The sequence below is a fragment of the Streptomyces tagetis genome, assembly GCF_018069565.1.
GTDB lineage: Bacteria > Actinomycetota > Actinomycetes > Streptomycetales > Streptomycetaceae > Streptomyces > Streptomyces tagetis.
This window is the reverse complement of sequence record NZ_JAGPNL010000001.1, coordinates 1,509,848-1,524,926: the sequence shown is the minus strand read 5'-3', so window position 1 is coordinate 1,524,926 and position 15,079 is coordinate 1,509,848. Positions and strand designations below refer to the sequence as shown.

At 72.9% G+C, this 15,079-nt stretch carries 17 protein-coding genes; 6 read left to right on the top strand and 11 right to left on the bottom strand.

The window, feature by feature from the left end; translation table 11 throughout:
* Positions 1-211 precede the first annotated feature (211 nt).
* The 4 genes from J5Y05_RS06445 to J5Y05_RS06430 all read right to left on the bottom strand — a co-directional run bounded on the left by J5Y05_RS06445 (position 212) and on the right by J5Y05_RS06430 (position 4,545).
* The gene (locus J5Y05_RS06445) at positions 212-565 is read right to left on the bottom strand and encodes a zinc ribbon domain-containing protein YjdM (RefSeq protein WP_307853727.1); all 354 of its coding nucleotides are present in this window, start codon (positions 563-565) and stop codon (positions 212-214) included.
* A gap of 153 nt (positions 566-718) precedes the next feature.
* Positions 719-1,537: a DeoR/GlpR family DNA-binding transcription regulator gene (locus J5Y05_RS06440; protein WP_210868958.1), complete on the bottom strand. Its 819-nt coding sequence runs from the start codon at positions 1,535-1,537 to the stop codon at positions 719-721.
* A gap of 124 nt (positions 1,538-1,661) precedes the next feature.
* Positions 1,662-3,125, bottom strand: a complete 1,464-nt coding sequence (locus tag J5Y05_RS06435; RefSeq protein WP_210868956.1) for a GntP family permease — start codon at positions 3,123-3,125, stop codon at positions 1,662-1,664.
* 31 nt (positions 3,126-3,156) lie between these two features.
* Positions 3,157-4,545 carry a homoserine dehydrogenase gene (locus tag J5Y05_RS06430; RefSeq protein ID WP_210868954.1) on the bottom strand — a complete coding sequence of 463 codons (1,389 nt, stop codon included), beginning with the start codon at positions 4,543-4,545 and terminating at the stop codon, positions 3,157-3,159.
* Positions 4,546-4,767: 222 nt separating this feature from the next.
* Between J5Y05_RS06430 and otnK the strand changes: the two genes are divergently transcribed.
* Both otnK and J5Y05_RS06420 read left to right on the top strand, forming a co-directional pair.
* On the top strand, positions 4,768-6,048 hold the full coding sequence (otnK, locus tag J5Y05_RS06425) for a 3-oxo-tetronate kinase (RefSeq protein WP_307853726.1): 1,281 nt from the start codon (positions 4,768-4,770) through the stop codon (positions 6,046-6,048).
* Entirely contained in the window at positions 6,045-6,704 is a 660-nt protein-coding gene (locus J5Y05_RS06420; protein ID WP_210868952.1) for a class II aldolase/adducin family protein, read from the top strand. Before otnK ends, J5Y05_RS06420 begins: the two co-directional genes overlap by 4 nt.
* Positions 6,705-6,848: 144 nt before the next feature.
* Here J5Y05_RS06420 and rpsN read toward each other — a convergent pair whose 3' ends face one another.
* Complete coding sequence (rpsN, locus tag J5Y05_RS06415; RefSeq protein ID WP_210868950.1) at positions 6,849-7,154, bottom strand: 30S ribosomal protein S14; 306 nt, start codon at positions 7,152-7,154, stop codon at positions 6,849-6,851.
* Positions 7,154-7,390, bottom strand: a complete 237-nt coding sequence (gene rpmB / locus J5Y05_RS06410; protein WP_210868948.1) for a 50S ribosomal protein L28 — start codon at positions 7,388-7,390, stop codon at positions 7,154-7,156. Before rpmB ends, rpsN begins: the two co-directional genes overlap by 1 nt.
* Positions 7,391-7,457: 67 nt before the next feature.
* On the opposite strand from rpmB, the gene rpmG reads away from it, so the two are divergent.
* From rpmG to rpsR, 4 genes are read left to right on the top strand one after another with little or no spacing between them, the layout of a single operon-like run.
* Positions 7,458-7,622, top strand: coding sequence for a 50S ribosomal protein L33 (gene rpmG / locus J5Y05_RS06405; protein ID WP_210868946.1), 165 nt, complete (start codon positions 7,458-7,460; stop codon positions 7,620-7,622).
* A gap of 46 nt (positions 7,623-7,668) precedes the next feature.
* The gene (locus tag J5Y05_RS06400) at positions 7,669-7,923 is read left to right on the top strand and encodes a type B 50S ribosomal protein L31 (protein WP_210868944.1); all 255 of its coding nucleotides are present in this window, start codon (positions 7,669-7,671) and stop codon (positions 7,921-7,923) included.
* Complete coding sequence (locus J5Y05_RS06395) at positions 7,923-9,077, top strand: CobW family GTP-binding protein (RefSeq protein ID WP_210868942.1); 1,155 nt, start codon at positions 7,923-7,925, stop codon at positions 9,075-9,077. Before J5Y05_RS06400 ends, J5Y05_RS06395 begins: the two co-directional genes overlap by 1 nt.
* A gap of 36 nt (positions 9,078-9,113) precedes the next feature.
* Positions 9,114-9,350 (top strand): 30S ribosomal protein S18, encoded by a 237-nt coding sequence (gene rpsR, locus J5Y05_RS06390; protein ID WP_210868940.1) that lies wholly within the window; start codon positions 9,114-9,116, stop codon positions 9,348-9,350.
* A 102-nt stretch (positions 9,351-9,452) separates the two neighbouring features.
* Here rpsR and J5Y05_RS06385 read toward each other — a convergent pair whose 3' ends face one another.
* The 5 genes from J5Y05_RS06385 to J5Y05_RS06365 form a co-directional block, all read right to left on the bottom strand.
* Positions 9,453-10,220, bottom strand: a complete 768-nt coding sequence (locus J5Y05_RS06385) for a class I SAM-dependent methyltransferase (RefSeq protein WP_210868938.1) — start codon at positions 10,218-10,220, stop codon at positions 9,453-9,455.
* 103 nt (positions 10,221-10,323) lie between these two features.
* Positions 10,324-11,532 (bottom strand): aminotransferase class V-fold PLP-dependent enzyme, encoded by a 1,209-nt coding sequence (locus tag J5Y05_RS06380; protein ID WP_210868936.1) that lies wholly within the window; start codon positions 11,530-11,532, stop codon positions 10,324-10,326.
* 4 nt (positions 11,533-11,536) lie between these two features.
* Positions 11,537-12,877, bottom strand: coding sequence for a pyridoxal-phosphate dependent enzyme (locus J5Y05_RS06375; protein WP_210868934.1), 1,341 nt, complete (start codon positions 12,875-12,877; stop codon positions 11,537-11,539).
* Entirely contained in the window at positions 12,874-14,379 is a 1,506-nt protein-coding gene (locus J5Y05_RS06370) for a Y4yA family PLP-dependent enzyme (protein WP_372450461.1), read from the bottom strand. The genes J5Y05_RS06375 and J5Y05_RS06370 overlap by 4 nt, the downstream gene beginning before the upstream one ends.
* Positions 14,380-14,777: 398 nt before the next feature.
* Positions 14,778-15,020: a DUF5302 domain-containing protein gene (locus tag J5Y05_RS06365; RefSeq protein WP_210868932.1), complete on the bottom strand. Its 243-nt coding sequence runs from the start codon at positions 15,018-15,020 to the stop codon at positions 14,778-14,780.
* Between the last annotated feature and the right edge of the window lie 59 nt (positions 15,021-15,079).

Below are 15,079 nucleotides of genomic sequence, written 5' to 3'. Positions count from 1 at the left end.
GGGGACGCGCTCCCCGGGAGGGACCCGTGGATGCGGACTCCTTCGCCACCCTGGACAGCAGGAACCGGTACGCGATTCCGTACCGCGTGCCGAGCGCCGGGAAGTCGAGGCCGCGATCGCGACGGTGAGGCCGGTGCCGACCCCCGGCACCGGCCTCACCGTCGCGCGGAACGCCGGGGCGGCCGGACGCGGACACCTCGCGGGAGAACTCTCAGCCCTTCTTCACGACGCCGGACTTGAGCCGCATCGCCCCGAAACCCTCGACCTTGCAGTCGATGTCGTGACCGTCGACACCGTCGATCAGCCGGATGTTGCGCACCTTGGTGCCCGCCTTGATGCCCGACGGGCTGCCCTTCACCTTGAGCGTCTTGACGACGACCACGGTGTCGCCGTCCCGCAGCACGTTCCCGACGGCGTCCTTGACGACGCGCTCCCCGGCGCCCGCGTCCTCCGCGCCGCTCTCGGGGTTCCATTCGTGCGCGCATTCCGGGCACACCGCGAGGGAATTCATCTCATAGGTGTACTCACAGGCACACTCGGGACAGGGGGGAAGGTTCTCCATCACCCGTCGAGCGTATCCGGACATCAGTGCGGTCGGCGAATACCCGGGGCGGCCGGGCCCGCCGGCCTGCCGGACGGCCGGGGCTGCCGGCCCGCCGGACGAGGCGGCCCGGCACGCGGCCCGGCACGCGGCCCGGACCGGCCGGCGGGGCCTCGGTCAGCGTGCTGGAGGGCGCCCACCGTCCTCCGTGCGGGCCACCTTCAGCCCGACCCCCTCGGCGAGCAGCGCCTCGCGGACGGCCGGGGGCAGCGCGTCGTCGGTGATCACCGTGTCGAACGCCGTCAGGGCGGCGACGCGGTACATGCCGAAGGTGTCGTACTTGGCGCTGCCCGCCAGCAGCACCGAGCGGGAGGCGCTGCTCATGGCCGCCTGTTTGACCTCCACCTTCGGCGCCGACGGCGTGGTCACCCCGCGCCGGACGTCCCAGGAGCTGGTGGAGATGAAGGCCATGTCCAGGGCGAGTTGCTGGAGGGTGAGGGCCGCCAGCCGGCCCACGGTGGACCGGTTGGCGTGCTCGGTGCGCCCGCCGGTGTGGATCACCTCGATGTCGGGGTTGTCGATCAGCACGTCGGCGGTGGTGAAGTCGTTGGTGACCACGGTCATCCCCTTCCGCCGCGCCAGGTGCGGCACCAGCCCCTGACAGGTGGTGCCGGCGTCCACATAGACCGTGGTGTGGTCCCGTAGCAGCTCACCGGCCTCCCGGGTGATGGCCAGCTTGGCGGGCTGGTCCATCATCGATTTGTCGCCCCTGCTGGGTTCGTGGTGCAACTGCCGCCCGGCCAGGCGCACTCCGCCGGTCACCGAGACGGCGCGGCCCTGCGCCTCCAGTGCCGCGATGTCCCTGCGGACGGTCATGTGGGAGACGCCCAGCATCTCGGTGAGCTGGTGGACGCTGAGCACCGAATGCCCCCGCAGCAGCTCGATCAGCCGTTCCCGGCGCTGGTCGGGGATGAGGGGGGTGTCGTCGCTGGTCACCCTGGTCTCCTTCACTCGTGTCTTCCTCGCGCGTCTCCGGTGTGCTTCCCGTGCCACCGGCCGCCCGCCAGGGGCGGGCGGCCGGAGTGTGACGGTACCCCGGGCCGGCGGCGTGCCCGTCCGGTCAGACCAGGCCCATCGCGTACAGGACGTAGAGGATGGCGAAACCGGTCACGCCGGAGATCGCGGAGGCAACCCCGATGGACCTGATTCCCTGTCCCACGGTCATGTTGGAGAGGGTCGTGGTCACCCAGAAGCCCGACGAGTTGGCGTGCTTCATGATCTGCGCGCCGGTGCCGCAGGCCAGGTAGACGGCGAGTGCGGAGATGCCCAGCCCGGCCATGAGCGGCTCCATGATCGCGGCGGCGGTCATCACGCCCAGGATGTTCGAACCGGTGATCGTGCAGATGGCCGCGGCCACCAGGAACGGCACGATGATCGGCGACAGTCCCATGTCCCGGATCACGTCGGCGGCGCCGTCGGCGACCTTGGTGTCCCGGATGATCAGGGCCAGCGCGCCGCCGACCCCGGTGAGGGCGAGGGGGAGGGCCGCCAGCTTCAGTCCGGCTTCGAAGAGGTCGTTGAGCGTGCTCTTGCGGCGCCAGTCCCGGCCGAACAGCGGCAGGGCGGTGAGACAGCCGATGAACAGGGCCATCAGCGGGGCACCGAGGAAGTGCAGCACCCCGCCCAGTGAGGACTTCTCGCCGACCATGTCCACGACGTACGAGTCGAGCATGATGAGCAGGATCGGGACGAAGATCGGGACGAGCGAGAGGCGCAGGCTCGGCAGCCGGCCCGCCCCGGTATCGGTGCCGGTGGCCTCCTGGGTGAGGGTCGTACCGCCGGTGCCCGCGCTCTCCTGGGTACCGGGCGTGCCGTCGGCGTCCTGCGTGCCGCCCGTACCGGTGCCACGGCCGGCAAGGCCGGCGCGGCCCTCGGCGGCGGGCAGGTGGTCGACGTACTCGGCCTTGGGCGCGACGTACGTCCTGATGGTCAGCAGGTCCAGGGTGGCGACGATGATGCCGGGGATGCCGACCAGCGCGCCGTAGAGCATCGCCTGTCCCAGGTCCACGCCCAGCAGGGCGGAGGCCGCCAGCGGGCCTGGGCCCGGCGGGACCAGCGAGGTCATCACGTAGGCGCCGATGTAGAGGATGGGCCCCAGCCGCATCATCGACATGCCGCTGCGCATCGCGATGGCGGAGACGACCGGGATCAGCATCAGCACGACGGTGTCGGCGATCAGCGGGATGCCGACGACGGCCGAGGCGAGTGCGATCGCCCAGGGGATCTTCCGGCCGGAGAACCAGCGCAGCGCCTCCTCGGTGATGCGCAGCGCGGCGCCGCTCAGCTCCAGCATCTTGCCGAGCACGCAGCCGAAGACGATCAGCAGGCCGACACTCGACATGGTCGAGCCGAACCCCTCGGTGACCAGTTTCAGTGTCTTCTCGCCGCCCAGCCCGAGGACCAGCCCGAGCGTGGTGACGATGACGAAGAGGGTGGCGACCGGATGGACCTTGAACTTGGCGATCAGCAGCACCAGCGCGACGATCGCGCCGCCGAACACGACCAGCGTGTAGGCGTCGGACATGGAATACCTCTTTGTACTCGGTCGGAGCGGCTCAGCGCGTCGGCGGGGCGGGGTCCGCGCCGGCGTGCCAGGCGGCGAGCAGGTCGGGATCGTGGCCGTCGATGTCCGGCAGGGTGATCAGGGCGCCCTTCGGGACGTCCCGTACGAGGCGGGCGTGGGCGGCGAGATAGAAGGGGGCGGTGTCGGCGGGCGCCTCGGGGGCGGGCAGCAGGACGGGGGCGACCCCGTCGATCTCGTGGTGGTGGCCGCCCATGGCGAGGAGGGTTCCGGCGGGCAGGTCACGGGCGGCGCGTCCCGCGAGCACGGCGTACCGGCCGGGTGCGGAGGCGCCGGTGGGGACGCCGTCGCGTACGGCGGCCAGCAGGGTGAGCGGTGTCTCCACGCCCATCAGGTGGTACGGCAGGTAGAGGCAGGCGTACCGGCCGTTTCGGCTGACGACGTGGCCCTTCCGCGCGAGGACCTCCCAGGTGACCGGGTCGTGGGTGCGTACGACCGCGAAGACGCCGCCCGCGAAGCTGGCCTCCTCCGGCAGCCGGAGCACACTGAACACGTCGATGACACCGGCTCTGCCGAGCACGCCGCCGTCCTCCCGAAGGGCGTAGACGTCGGCGAGTTCGGCGATGCGGGCGACCGGGTAGTGCAGGTCCTCGCGGTCGGGTACGAAGCCGGTTCCGGCCGCCACCACGGCCATCTCGCAGTAGTCGGCCGCGGCGGCGCGCTTGAGCGGGGCGACGGCGCGGGCGCGGGCGGCGAGTGTGGCGGGCACGTCGTCGCCGAGCCCGAGCAGTTCGCCGAGCCCGGGGGCGTGCAGCGTCTGGTCGAGCTGGCGCACCTCGCCGGTGGCCGGGTCGAAGACCAGGTCGTACTCACCGGACTTGCCGATGGCGACGATCTCCAGACCGAGGAGGCGGACCCGGTCGTACCACGCGATCAGGTTGGCGGGCTGGTCTCCGGCGGCGGGGGTGTAGACGACACCGTGCAGGCGGGCGAGCCGGTCCAGTTCGACGCCGGCGACGGAGTCGACCTCCTTGCTGACCATCGCCACGTGGTGGCGGCCCTCGATCGCCTGCCGGGCGGCGCGGAACCCGGCCGAGGGGCTGCCGGTGGCCTCCACGAGGATGTCGTACGCGGCGTCGGCCAGCAGCGCGATGTCGGCGACGACGGCGGTGTGCCCGGCGGCGCGCGCCGCCCGCAGCCCGTCCGCGTCGGACACGACGGACAGCGTGGCCGGGTCGTAGCCGAGCCGTGCGCACAGGGCGAGCACCGCGTCGGGGTCCAGATCGCAGAGCACGGCCGGACGGAGTCCGGGCATCAGCAGCGATTGCGCCAGCAGGGTGCGGGCGAAACCGCCCCCCGCACCGGTGAGCGCGTAGGTCACGGGGCCCGCCGTGAGCGGATCGCCCGGCGCGTCGACGTTCATGAGCCCTCCTGGGAAAGCGGCCCGTGCGGGGCCGGTGTGTTGCCATGCGGTTCCCCGCTTCGCAGCGTGAACGTAACGTGGATTAACATGAGCGTCAACGTACGTAACATTGATTCACAGATCTCGATCGTGTGACGGTCGAGACGGCCGGATGGTCCGGGACAAGCCCGGGTAACGGGGCCTTCTCGGGCGTGTTCACGACACAAGGACGGGTGGCAGACGGTGCGCAGAGCACACACAGCACTCCGATGGGGCGGTATCGCCGACGACTTCACCGGCGCCACCGATCTCGCGACGAACTGGGTGGCCAGAGGGGTTCGGACCAGCGTCACCCTCGGCGTGCCCACCGAAGCCGAGCTGGCCGGGCTGGCGGAGATGGACGCCGTGGTGGTGGCGTTGAAATCGCGCACGGCGCCGGTCGCCGAGGCCGTCGGCGAGAGCGTGGCCGCGCTCGCCGCCCTGCGCCGGCTGGGCTGTGAGCGGATCTACGACAAGTACTGCTCGACCTTCGACTCCACCCCGCGCGGCAACATCGGCCCGGTCGCCGACGCGCTGATGGCCGAGATGGGCACCCGGACCGCGGTGGTGGTGCCGTCCTTCCCGGCCACCGGGCGCACCGTCTACCGGGGCCATCTCTTCGTGGGCGACCAGTTGCTCGGCGACAGCCCCATGCGCCACCACCCGCTGACCCCGATGACCGACTCCCGTCTGGTGCGGCTGCTCTCCCCGCAGACCGTCCACCCCGTCCGGGCCGTCGGCCTGGACGTGGTCCGGGGCGATCCGGGCGCGCTGCGCGCGGCTCTGGACGCCTCGTCGGACGACGGACCGTGCTACGTGGTGGTCGACGCCATCGACGACGAGGACCTCACCAGGATCGCGGCCGCCACCGCTCACCACCCGCTGGTCACCGGGGGTTCCGGGCTCGCGCTCGGGCTGCCGTCGCGGGGCGCCCCGGCCACCGCGGCCATGCCCGTGGTCCCCGGACACCGCGCGGTGCTGGCCGGCAGCGCGTCGGCGGCCACCCGCGCCCAGACCGAGGCCGCGCTCCCGGACCTGCCGAGCACGCGGCTCGACCTGGCCGCCCTGCGCGCCGACGCGGCGGCGGAGGTCGCCCGGCTCACCGACTGGGCCCGTGCGCACTGGTCCGCCGCACCCGGCCGGCCGGTCCTCGTCTACGCCGTCGGCTCGCTCTCGGACATCGAGCGCGACCCGCCCGAGGGGCAGCGGCCCGCCGCCGAACTGGTGGAGGAGGCCCTCGCCGACTGCGCGGTGGCCTTCGCCGGGGCGGGCGCCCGGCAGTTCGTCGTGGCCGGCGGCGAGACCTCGGGCAGCGTGGTGCGCGCCCTCGGCGTACGCCGCCTCGAACTCGGGCCCGCCCTGGCCCCCGGAGTCTCCTGGGCACATGGCTCGGCGCCGGACGGGGCCTCGTACAACCTCGCGCTGAAGTCGGGGAACTTCGGCGGACGGTCCCTGTTCACCGGCGCCTGGGGAGACCTCGGATGAGCGACGCCCGTCACGAACTCGTCGCGGCCGGACGCGAACTGGCGGCGGCCGGACTGAGCCCGGGAGCCTCCGGCAACCTCAGTGTCCGCGTCGGCGACCGCATCTACATGACGCCCACCGGGGCCCGGCTGGAGGCCCTGGACCCCGACCGGCTCGCGGTGCTGGACGCGCGGGCGCCGCTGCACGACGGGCATACGGCCGGTCCGCCGCCGTCCAAGGAGTTCCCGCTCCACCGGGCCTTCTACCGGCGCGACCCCGGCACCCGGGCCGTCGTCCATCTGCACAGCGCCCACGCCGCCGCCTGCTCCTGCCTGCCGGCCTGGTCCCGGCGCAGCGCGCTCGCCCCCCTCACGCCGTACTTCGTCATGCGCGTGGGGCAGACCCCGCTCATCCCGTACGCGGCCCCCGGCGACCTCGGCCAGGCACGCCGCATGGAGGCCCTCGGCTTCCCCTTCCGCGCCGCCCTCCTGCAAAACCACGGCCCCGTCACCGCCGGTGACACGCTGGCGCGAGCCGTGGACGCCGCCGTCGAGCTGGAGGAGGTCGCACGTCTCACCCTGCTCCTCAAGGACACCGCCCCACGCCTGCTCACCACCGAGGAGGCGACGGCCCTGGCCGACCGCTACGGCAGCTTCTGGGAGGGCGCGGCGGACTGAGGCACGGCGACGCCGGGGCCCGGCCACCGGCCCCACCCCCCTGGCAGTGGCCCGGCCTCCGGGCACACGTCCCGAGATGCCGGTGCCGGCCGTGACCCCGCCGGGGCACGGCCGGCACCTCCTCCCGTAGCGCGAGCGGCAGCGCTACCAGGAGGACTTGGTGACTCCGGGAAGGAAGCCGGCGTGGGCCTGTTCCCGCAGGCGCACCCGCGAGAGGCCGAACTTCCGCAGGTGGCCGCGCGGTCGCCCGTCCACGCTGTCCCGGTTCCGCACCCGGGTGGCACTCGCGTCGCGGGGCTGACGGCGCAACTCCTCGGCGGCGGACCGGCGTTCGGCGTCGGTCGAGGACGGCCGGCGGATGACCTCCTTCAACTCCGCGCGCCGGGCCGCGTACCGCTCGACGGTCGCCTTGCGCTTCTCGTTCTGCGCGATCTTGCTCTTCTTGGCCATCAGACCTTCCCCCCTCGGGCGCGGATACGGGCCACTGCGGCCTCGATGCCGATGCCGTCGACGGTCTTGATCGCCTTCGCGCTGAGGGTCAGCCGGACGTGCCGCCCCTCGCTCGGCAGCCAGTAGCGCTTGCGCTGGATGTTGGGGTCGAAACGGCGCGAGGTGCGCCGGTGCGAGTGGGAGATGGTGTTGCCGAAGCCCGGCTGGGCGCCGGTCAGTTGGCAGTGGGCGGACAAGGTCTTACCTGCCTCTCGTCGGACGGCTGCTTTTGGTAATGACAACCATTCCCATATAGTACCCCTCATGGCACGCAACGAGGTACGCCCGATCATCAAGCTCCGCTCCACCGCGGGAACCGGCTACACGTACGTCACCCGCAAGAACCGCCGCAACGACCCCGACCGCCTGGTCCTGCGCAAGTACGACCCCGTCGCCCGGCGCCACGTCGACTTCCGCGAGGAACGCTGACCTCCCCCGCGCCCCACCGCCGCCGGCCCTCACCCCAAGGACACCCATGAAGCCCGGAATCCACCCCGCGTACGGCCCCGTCGTCTTCCGCGACCGCGCCGCGAACCACGCCTTCCTCACCCGCTCCACCATGACCAGCGACAAGACGATCGACTGGGAGGACGGCAACACCTACCCGGTCGTCGACGTCGAGACCTCCGACGTGAGCCACCCCTTCTACACGGGGACCGCCCGAGTCCTGGACACCGCCGGGCGGGTCGAGCGCTTCGAGCGCCGCTACGGCCGGCCGGGAGCCAACTGATGCCGGACGAGGCCGCACTGCCCGTCGTCATCGTCGGCGGGCTCCACTCCGAGGCACGCCGGAAGGTCGTGGACCACCTCCTGCGCGCCGTACCCGGCAGCGTCGCCCTCCACCACGACCTGTCCACGGCGGCCGACGGCACCGTCGTGCGCCAGGTGCGCGACGCCTCGGGCGAGTTGTCCCGGGGCGATGCCCCGCTGGTCAACGACTGCGCGTGCTGCGCGCTGCGCGAAGACCTGGTTCCCGAGCTGGAACGGCTCGCGGCTGCCGGCCTCACCCGGCTCGCCGTCGTCGAGCTGTGGGACTCCGTCGAGCCCAAGGGGATGGCCGAGGTGGTCGTCCATCACGGCGGCGACGCGGTCCGGCTCACCAACGTGATCACGGCGGTCGACCCGGCTCTCGTACTCCCCTGTCTCGGCAACGGCGACGACCTCGCCGAGGCGGGCCTCGCGGCTGCCGCCGGCGACCAGCGCACCGTGGGCGACACCTGGGCCAGGCAACTGGAGTACGCCCCCGTCCTCGCCCTCGTGGAGAGCGACGACGCCGACGACGAGGACCGCGCGCTCCTCACCCAACTCCACCCCACCGCCCGCCAGGTGGACGCCGGCTCCGCGGAACTCGCGCGGCTGGCGTTCGCCGGCTTCGACGTCGAGGCGGCGGCCTCGGCCCAGCATCCGGCCTGCGCCCTGCTCCCCCAGGAAGCCGACGCGGCCGGCGTCACCACCTTCGTCTGGCGCCGGCACCGCCCCTTCCACCCCGAACGCCTCTACCAGGCGCTGGAGGACCTCTGCTGCGCCGCCGCCCGCAGCCGGGGACGGTTCTGGCTCGCCGACCGCCCCGACACCCTGCTCTCCTGGGACGCCGCGGGCGGAGCCCTGTGCGTGGAGAGCGCCGGGCCGTGGCTCGCCTCCCTGCCGGACGCCGCCTGGGAGATGGTCGCGCCGGTACGCCGGGCCGCCGCCGCGCTGGACTGGCATCCCGAGCACGGCGACCGCTGCCAGCACCTCGTCTTCACCTCACCCGGCCTGGACCGCGACGGGCTCGCCCGGGTGCTGGAGTCCTGCCTGCTCACCGACGCCGAGTACGCGGCGGGACCGGAGGCGTGGAGACACCTCCCGGCCGCGTTCGACTCCCTCCTCGACCCCGCCGTATGACCCCGCCCCCTCCGCAGCATCACCGAAGGAGCACCCATGGCACCCCGCCAAGGCCCCCGCAAGCCCCTGAAGCCCCGCCCCAACCCGCTGGACGCGGCCGGGATCACCTACATCGACTACAAGGACACCGACCTGCTGCGGAAGTTCCTCTCCGACCGCGGCAAGATCCGCAGCCGCCGCGTCACCCGCGTCACCGCCCGGCAGCAACGACAGCTCGCCACGGCGATCAAGAACGCCCGCGAGATGGCGCTCCTGCCGTACGCGAGCCGGTAGGGAGCGACACCTCGCGCGCGGCTCCCCCGGAGCAGCACTCCTGAACGGCCCGAACTCGCGGTACGGGCGGGGCAGGTGGGCGGGTGCGTACGGGAAGAACCGTCAGTCCTTCAGCGCCACCAGCACCGAGCTGTCTCCCACCTGCCACACCGGCGCCACATGGCTGAAGCCCGCCTGGCGCAGCAGTTCGGCGTGCCGGTGGACGGAGAGATGGTGGTTGGCGCCGTCGTCGCCGGAGGACGGACCGCTCCGCCCCCGCCGCTCGAAGAGGTCCGCCAGTTCGGGGTCGGCCGCCGCGGCACGCCACCAGGACTCCCAGTCCTCGTGGCGGTGGTCCCCCGTCCGCTCGGCGCGACGGCGCCCCACATGCGCGGTCAGATACGAGCAGGGGCCCAGGTCCGGAGGGAAGTGGTCCCCGTTGACCAGCGCCCCGCCGGGGCGCAGGAGGGCCGCGAGAGCGCGGTAGGTCTCCAGCAGGACGGGGGCGGGCAGGTAGTGCAGGGCGGTCGTCGACACGGCCGCGTCCGCACCGCGGCGCAGCCCGAGACCGTCGGTCCAGCCGTCCTCGCCGATCACCGCGTCCACGTAGCGGGCGGCGTCCCCGTGGTGCGCGCGCGCCAGTTCCAGGAGCACGGGGTCCCTGTCGACCGCGACGGTCTCCGCGCCCGGCAGGCGGCGGGCGAGCCGGGCGGAGAGGGAGCCGGGTCCGCAGCCCAGGTCGAGCAGGAGGGGGCGGGCGCGGCCGGCGCAGACGTGCTCCACGACGTCGCAGATCACGGTGAAACGCTCCTCGCGTTCCACGGCGTACCGCTGCTGCTGCCGTTCCCAGCGCTCCACCCACGTCCTGGCCGCTGCCGTGCTCACGCCCATGCGGTCACGCCACCTCTTCCGTCTCTCCGTCCACCGCGAACAGCGCACAGCCTACAGATGGAAACGGTTATCAGTAGCACGATGATCGCACGCGCGGCCGAGGTCACCCCAATGAGGCAAGTACGGTCAGCAGGCGGTCGATCTCCTCCGCGGTGTTGTACACGTGCAGGCTCACCCGCACGGAACCGTCCTCGTCATCGGTCCCCGCCTGGCACAGGCTGTCGGCTCGGACCATGAAGCCGTGGCTGAAGAGGATGAAGCCGAGGTCGTCCGACCGGATGTCGCGGTGCCGGAAGGTGACGATGCCGTGCCGGCGCTGCGCCGCGGGCAGGGCGGTGTCCGACGCCAGGCTGGCGGGACAGCCGACGATCTCGTACGCCTTCAGGCGGCGCAGCCGGTCGGTCAGGCGGGTGGCCAGAGCACTGACGTGGGCGCCGACCCGGTCGACGCCGACCGTGTCCAGCCAGTCGAGCGCCGCCAGCAGCGAGACGACGCCCACGGTGTTGGGGGTGCCCTGCCATCCGGTGGGCCGCAGCAGGGGGCCGCGGGTGTTGCGTGCCCACACCGCGCCGGTGCCGGGCAGCGCGAACGCCTTGTGCCCGGAGAAGACGACGAAGTCGACGTCCAGGGCCGGATCGCCGACGCGCAGGGGGAGGTGGCCCACGCTCTGGGCGGCGTCCAGGCAGATCGGCACGCGCGGGCCGACGGCGGCGCGCAGCCGCTGCACGTTCATGTCGCCGCCGTAGACGTGGTGGACGTGGGTGGCGGCGACGAAACGGGTACGGGGACCGACGGCGGAGGCGAGCGCGCGGTGGTCGTAGTCGCCGGAGACCTCCTGGTACGGCAGGGCACGGACGCGCACCTCGACGCCGCGCGCGGCGAGCAGGTCCCGGGCCTCGAACCACGGTTCGAGGTTGGCCCGGTGGTCGGCGAACGGGACCAGGATCTCGTCGCCGTCGGTCAGGTACCCGGTGAGCCAGTCGCGGGCGACCGTGCGCAGGCCCTCGGTGGTGCCGCTGGTGAAGTGGACGGCGGAGTGGTGCGGCTCCGGGTCGCCGAGGAACTCCTTGACCCGGTCACGGGCCCGCTCGATCGCCTCCGTGGTCCGGTTGGCCCACGGGTAGGTGCCGCGGCCCGCGTTGGCGTTGGAGGTCGTGAGGTAGGTCTGCACGGCGTCCAGGACGGCCCGGGGCTTCTGGGAGGTCGCCGCGCTGTCCAGGTACGCCAGTTCCGGGTGGGCCACGATGATCGGGAACTGCTCCCGCACCGTACGCTGCCAGGCCGCTTCCGCTTCGCGGGCTCCCGCGCTCATCGGCTCACTCCCTCACCAGCGGTGCGCCCGCGTCCCGCCAGGCGACGACGCCGCCCGCCAGGCTGCGCACGTCCGGGTGGCCCATGCGGGCCAGCAACGCGGCGTAGCGCAGCGACTTCTCCCCCACGGGACAGGCCAGCAGCACCGGCGTCCGCTTGCTGAACGGCAGCCCGGTCCGCACCAGTTCCTCGAACAGCTCGTCGACGATGTTGACCGAGCCCTCGATGTGCAGCGCCGCGTAGGCGTGCGGTCCGCGCAGGTCGACCACGAGCGGACGGGGGTCGCCCTCGGCCATCCAGCGCCGGGCGTCGTCGACGCCGACGACCCGGGCCCCGGCGCGGACCTCGCTGTCGGTGAGCGAGGTGACCAGGTGACCGCGGCGCGTTCCTCCCAGCAGCTCCGGGCGCCGCGCGCGTACGTAGCTGAGATAGCTCTCGGCCCGGTCGCAGACGATGAACACCGCGGTGCGGCGGCTTCCGGTGCCCGTCAGTCCGGCGTCGACGGACGCCAGGTGCCGGACGGCGCCCTGGTAGGCGGCGCCACCGGTCGGGCCCGAGAGCAGCCCGCAGCGGCGGATGAGGGTGACCATTCCGTCGATGGCCTCCTGGGAGGTGACCGACGCGAGGGAGTCGTACGTCGCCGGGTCGAACAGGCCGACCTGGTGGACCTCGTCGATGGTGCGGATGCCGGGGATGAAGTCGGCCTTGTCGGCGACCAGCCCGAGGACGCGCACCCCCGGATCGTGCTCGCGCAGCACCCTGGCGACACCGGTCGAGGAGCCGGCGGTGCCCACGCAGGCGATGAACCAGTCGGGTACCCGGCCGTCCAGGTCCTTGACGATCTCGGGTCCGGTCCCGGCGGCGTGGGCCTCGACGTTGCGCGGGTTGAAGTACTGATCGGTGTGCAGGTACGTGCTGTCGGGCTCCGAGAGCGCCTGGTGGAACCGGGTCAGCGGATCGTCGGTGTCCGTCGGGTCCAGGCACTCGCTCTGTCCCGGCAGTTCCTCGATCTCCGCCCCGAGCAGGAGCAGCAGCTCCTTGATCTCGGGGACGCGCATCCGGTTGGTCACGCTCTTGAACCTGAGCCCGTGCATGCCGGCCAGCAGGGCGAGGGCCTTGGCGGTGTTGCCGCTGGAGAGTTCCACGACCGTGCCGCCGCCGTCGGCCGCCGCCTCCTGAAGGTGCGGGCGGGCCATGTGCCAGGCGGGCCTGTCCTTGACGGACCCGAAGGGGTTGAGCATCTCCAGCTTGGCGTACAGATCGATGTGGCGCAGTCCGTGAACGGCCGGGTCGATGCGGACGAGGGGTGTGTTGCCGATCGCCTCGGTGATGTTGTCGTACCTCATGACGGCACTCCCTGCGGGTCGGTGAGCGGCCAGTAGTCCTCGTCGGGGCACCAGCGCCAGGCACCGTCCTCCTCCGTGACCGCCACCGTCCGCGCGGCCGGCTGGCGCTGGGCGTGGTGGGCGTGGAAGTCCATGGCGTATCCGGCCGTGTTCACGAAGGCCAGCAGGTCCCCGGCGCACGGCAGCCGGGGCAGGTGCACCAGCCGGCGGGTGATCAGGTCGGCCTCCAGGCAGAGGTTGCCGACCAGATGGACCCCGACGGGCCCGTCACCGGCCCGGTCGCCATCGCCGCCGCCGCGCGGCAGCAGCACGGGGTCGACGAGGACGCCGTGCTCCTCCAGGCTCACGTCCCCGGCGTTCATGCCCAGGCGCACCAGGTGGCGGGTGGGGTCGTCCCCCGTGGGCCGCACGTCCAGCACCCGGGCCAGCGACAGCCCGCACTGGTCGACGAGGGCACGTCCCGGTTCGACGTACAGATCGTTCAGGTGCTCCAGCAGCAGCGTGGCGGGCGGCCGGCCCAGGACGGGCGCGGGACGGGAGAGGAGGGCGTCGAGGTATCCGGGCCCGGCGACGGGACGGTGGGCGGGGTAGAGCGCGGCCGTACCGCGCACGGTGCCGCCCTCGTTGCGCAGCCCGTAGCCGTGGCCGCGCCAGGTCAGGGGCGGGCGCACGCCGAGCACCGCCTCGCTGAGCGCCGTGGTCCACCGCTCCCACTCACCGGCGTCGGCGACGTATCCGACTCCGAAACCGCCGCCGATGTCGACGGCTCGCGGCCTCAGACCCCTCGCCCGGCACTCGTCCATCAGCAGCACACACCGCTCCAGCGCCCTGGCCTTCTCCTCCAGCCCGGTGGTGTCCAAGTGGTATGCCAGTCCGGCGAGTTCGACGGCGTCCCCGTGCCGTTCCAGCGCGTCCCACAGCTCGTCGGCCCCGGCTACGGGGGTGCCGAAGCGGCTGCGGCGCGAGAGCACCCGCGTGCCGGCTCCCGCGTGCCCGTCGTCCGACTCGAACTCCGACAGCCGCACCAGCACGTCCACCCGGCCCAGTCCGTGCGTCCGGACGAGACGCGCCAGTCGTTCCAGCTCACCGGCCGAGTCCAGGTTGACCGTCGCTCCCACCCGGGCCGCCAGCCACAGGAACTCCCGGTCCTTGGGACCGGTGGCCATCACCCGATCCCCCGTGAACCCGCAGCTCAGCGCGTGCCGTAACTCTCCCAGCGAGGCCACGTCGACCCCGACGGCCGCGGGGTCGCAGGCGGCCAGCCTGCGCACCAGGGCGCTGGAACGATTCGCCTTGTGAGCGAAGTACACACGGCCGGCGAGGTGATGACGCCGGTAGACGGACCGGAAGCGCGCGGCGTTCTCGGCGACGGCCTCCGGAAGCAGCACGTTCAGCGGCGATCCGAGCGCGTCGCACAGCGAGTGCAGGAACGGCGCGTCCCGAAGAAGCGAAGCGAGCGGCGCCTCCACCCGCGGGCGCAGATACAACGGCGCGTCCTTCACCAGTACCCCCCTGGTCAACCGGTCGCCGCGTCGTGGTCACGACGGCCGCTCCGCAGTAGTCGTTTCCCAATACACGTGCCGCTAAGCCCAGAAGGTCCGGGAGAGGCGGGATCGACGGCAACCGCGGCAGCCCCGCCGGCTCGTGCCCGCCGCGGCTGGGGCCTTCCCCCAGCCGGGGCCGTCGGCTACGTCTCACCCGCAACGCGCGCAGGGGGATGCGCGCGTTGCGGGCCACGGCACGGGACGCGCGGGCGGGCGGCGCTCAGCGGGCCGCCCTGGTGGCCGGGTCGCGCTCAGCGGGCCTGCCTGGTGGCCGGGTCGCGCTCAGCGGGCCTGCCTGGTGGCCGGGGCGCGCTCAGCGGGCCGGCCGAGCGGCCGGGTCCGCGGGACTGATCGACTCAGCCACCGCTCTTCCGCCGGAACGACCGCTGGCTCGCGGCCGGGCCGTGCGCGGCGCGCACCTTCGACGCGTCCGGGTTGGCGGCGACGTCGGCGGCCTCCGCCTGCGCACCGCGCTTGCGCGCGAGGGCCTCGCGGAACTTGGCCTTGAGGTCGTAGTTGCCGTCGCCGTCCGGCGCCACGGCGGGCGTCTCGGAGGCGGTCGGCTCCGAACCTTCCGCGGGTACGGGCTCTGCGGTCATGGTGACCTCCTGGGTTCGGGGGTTGGGGCAAACACAGCTTGTCATGCCGGAAGCGGTGC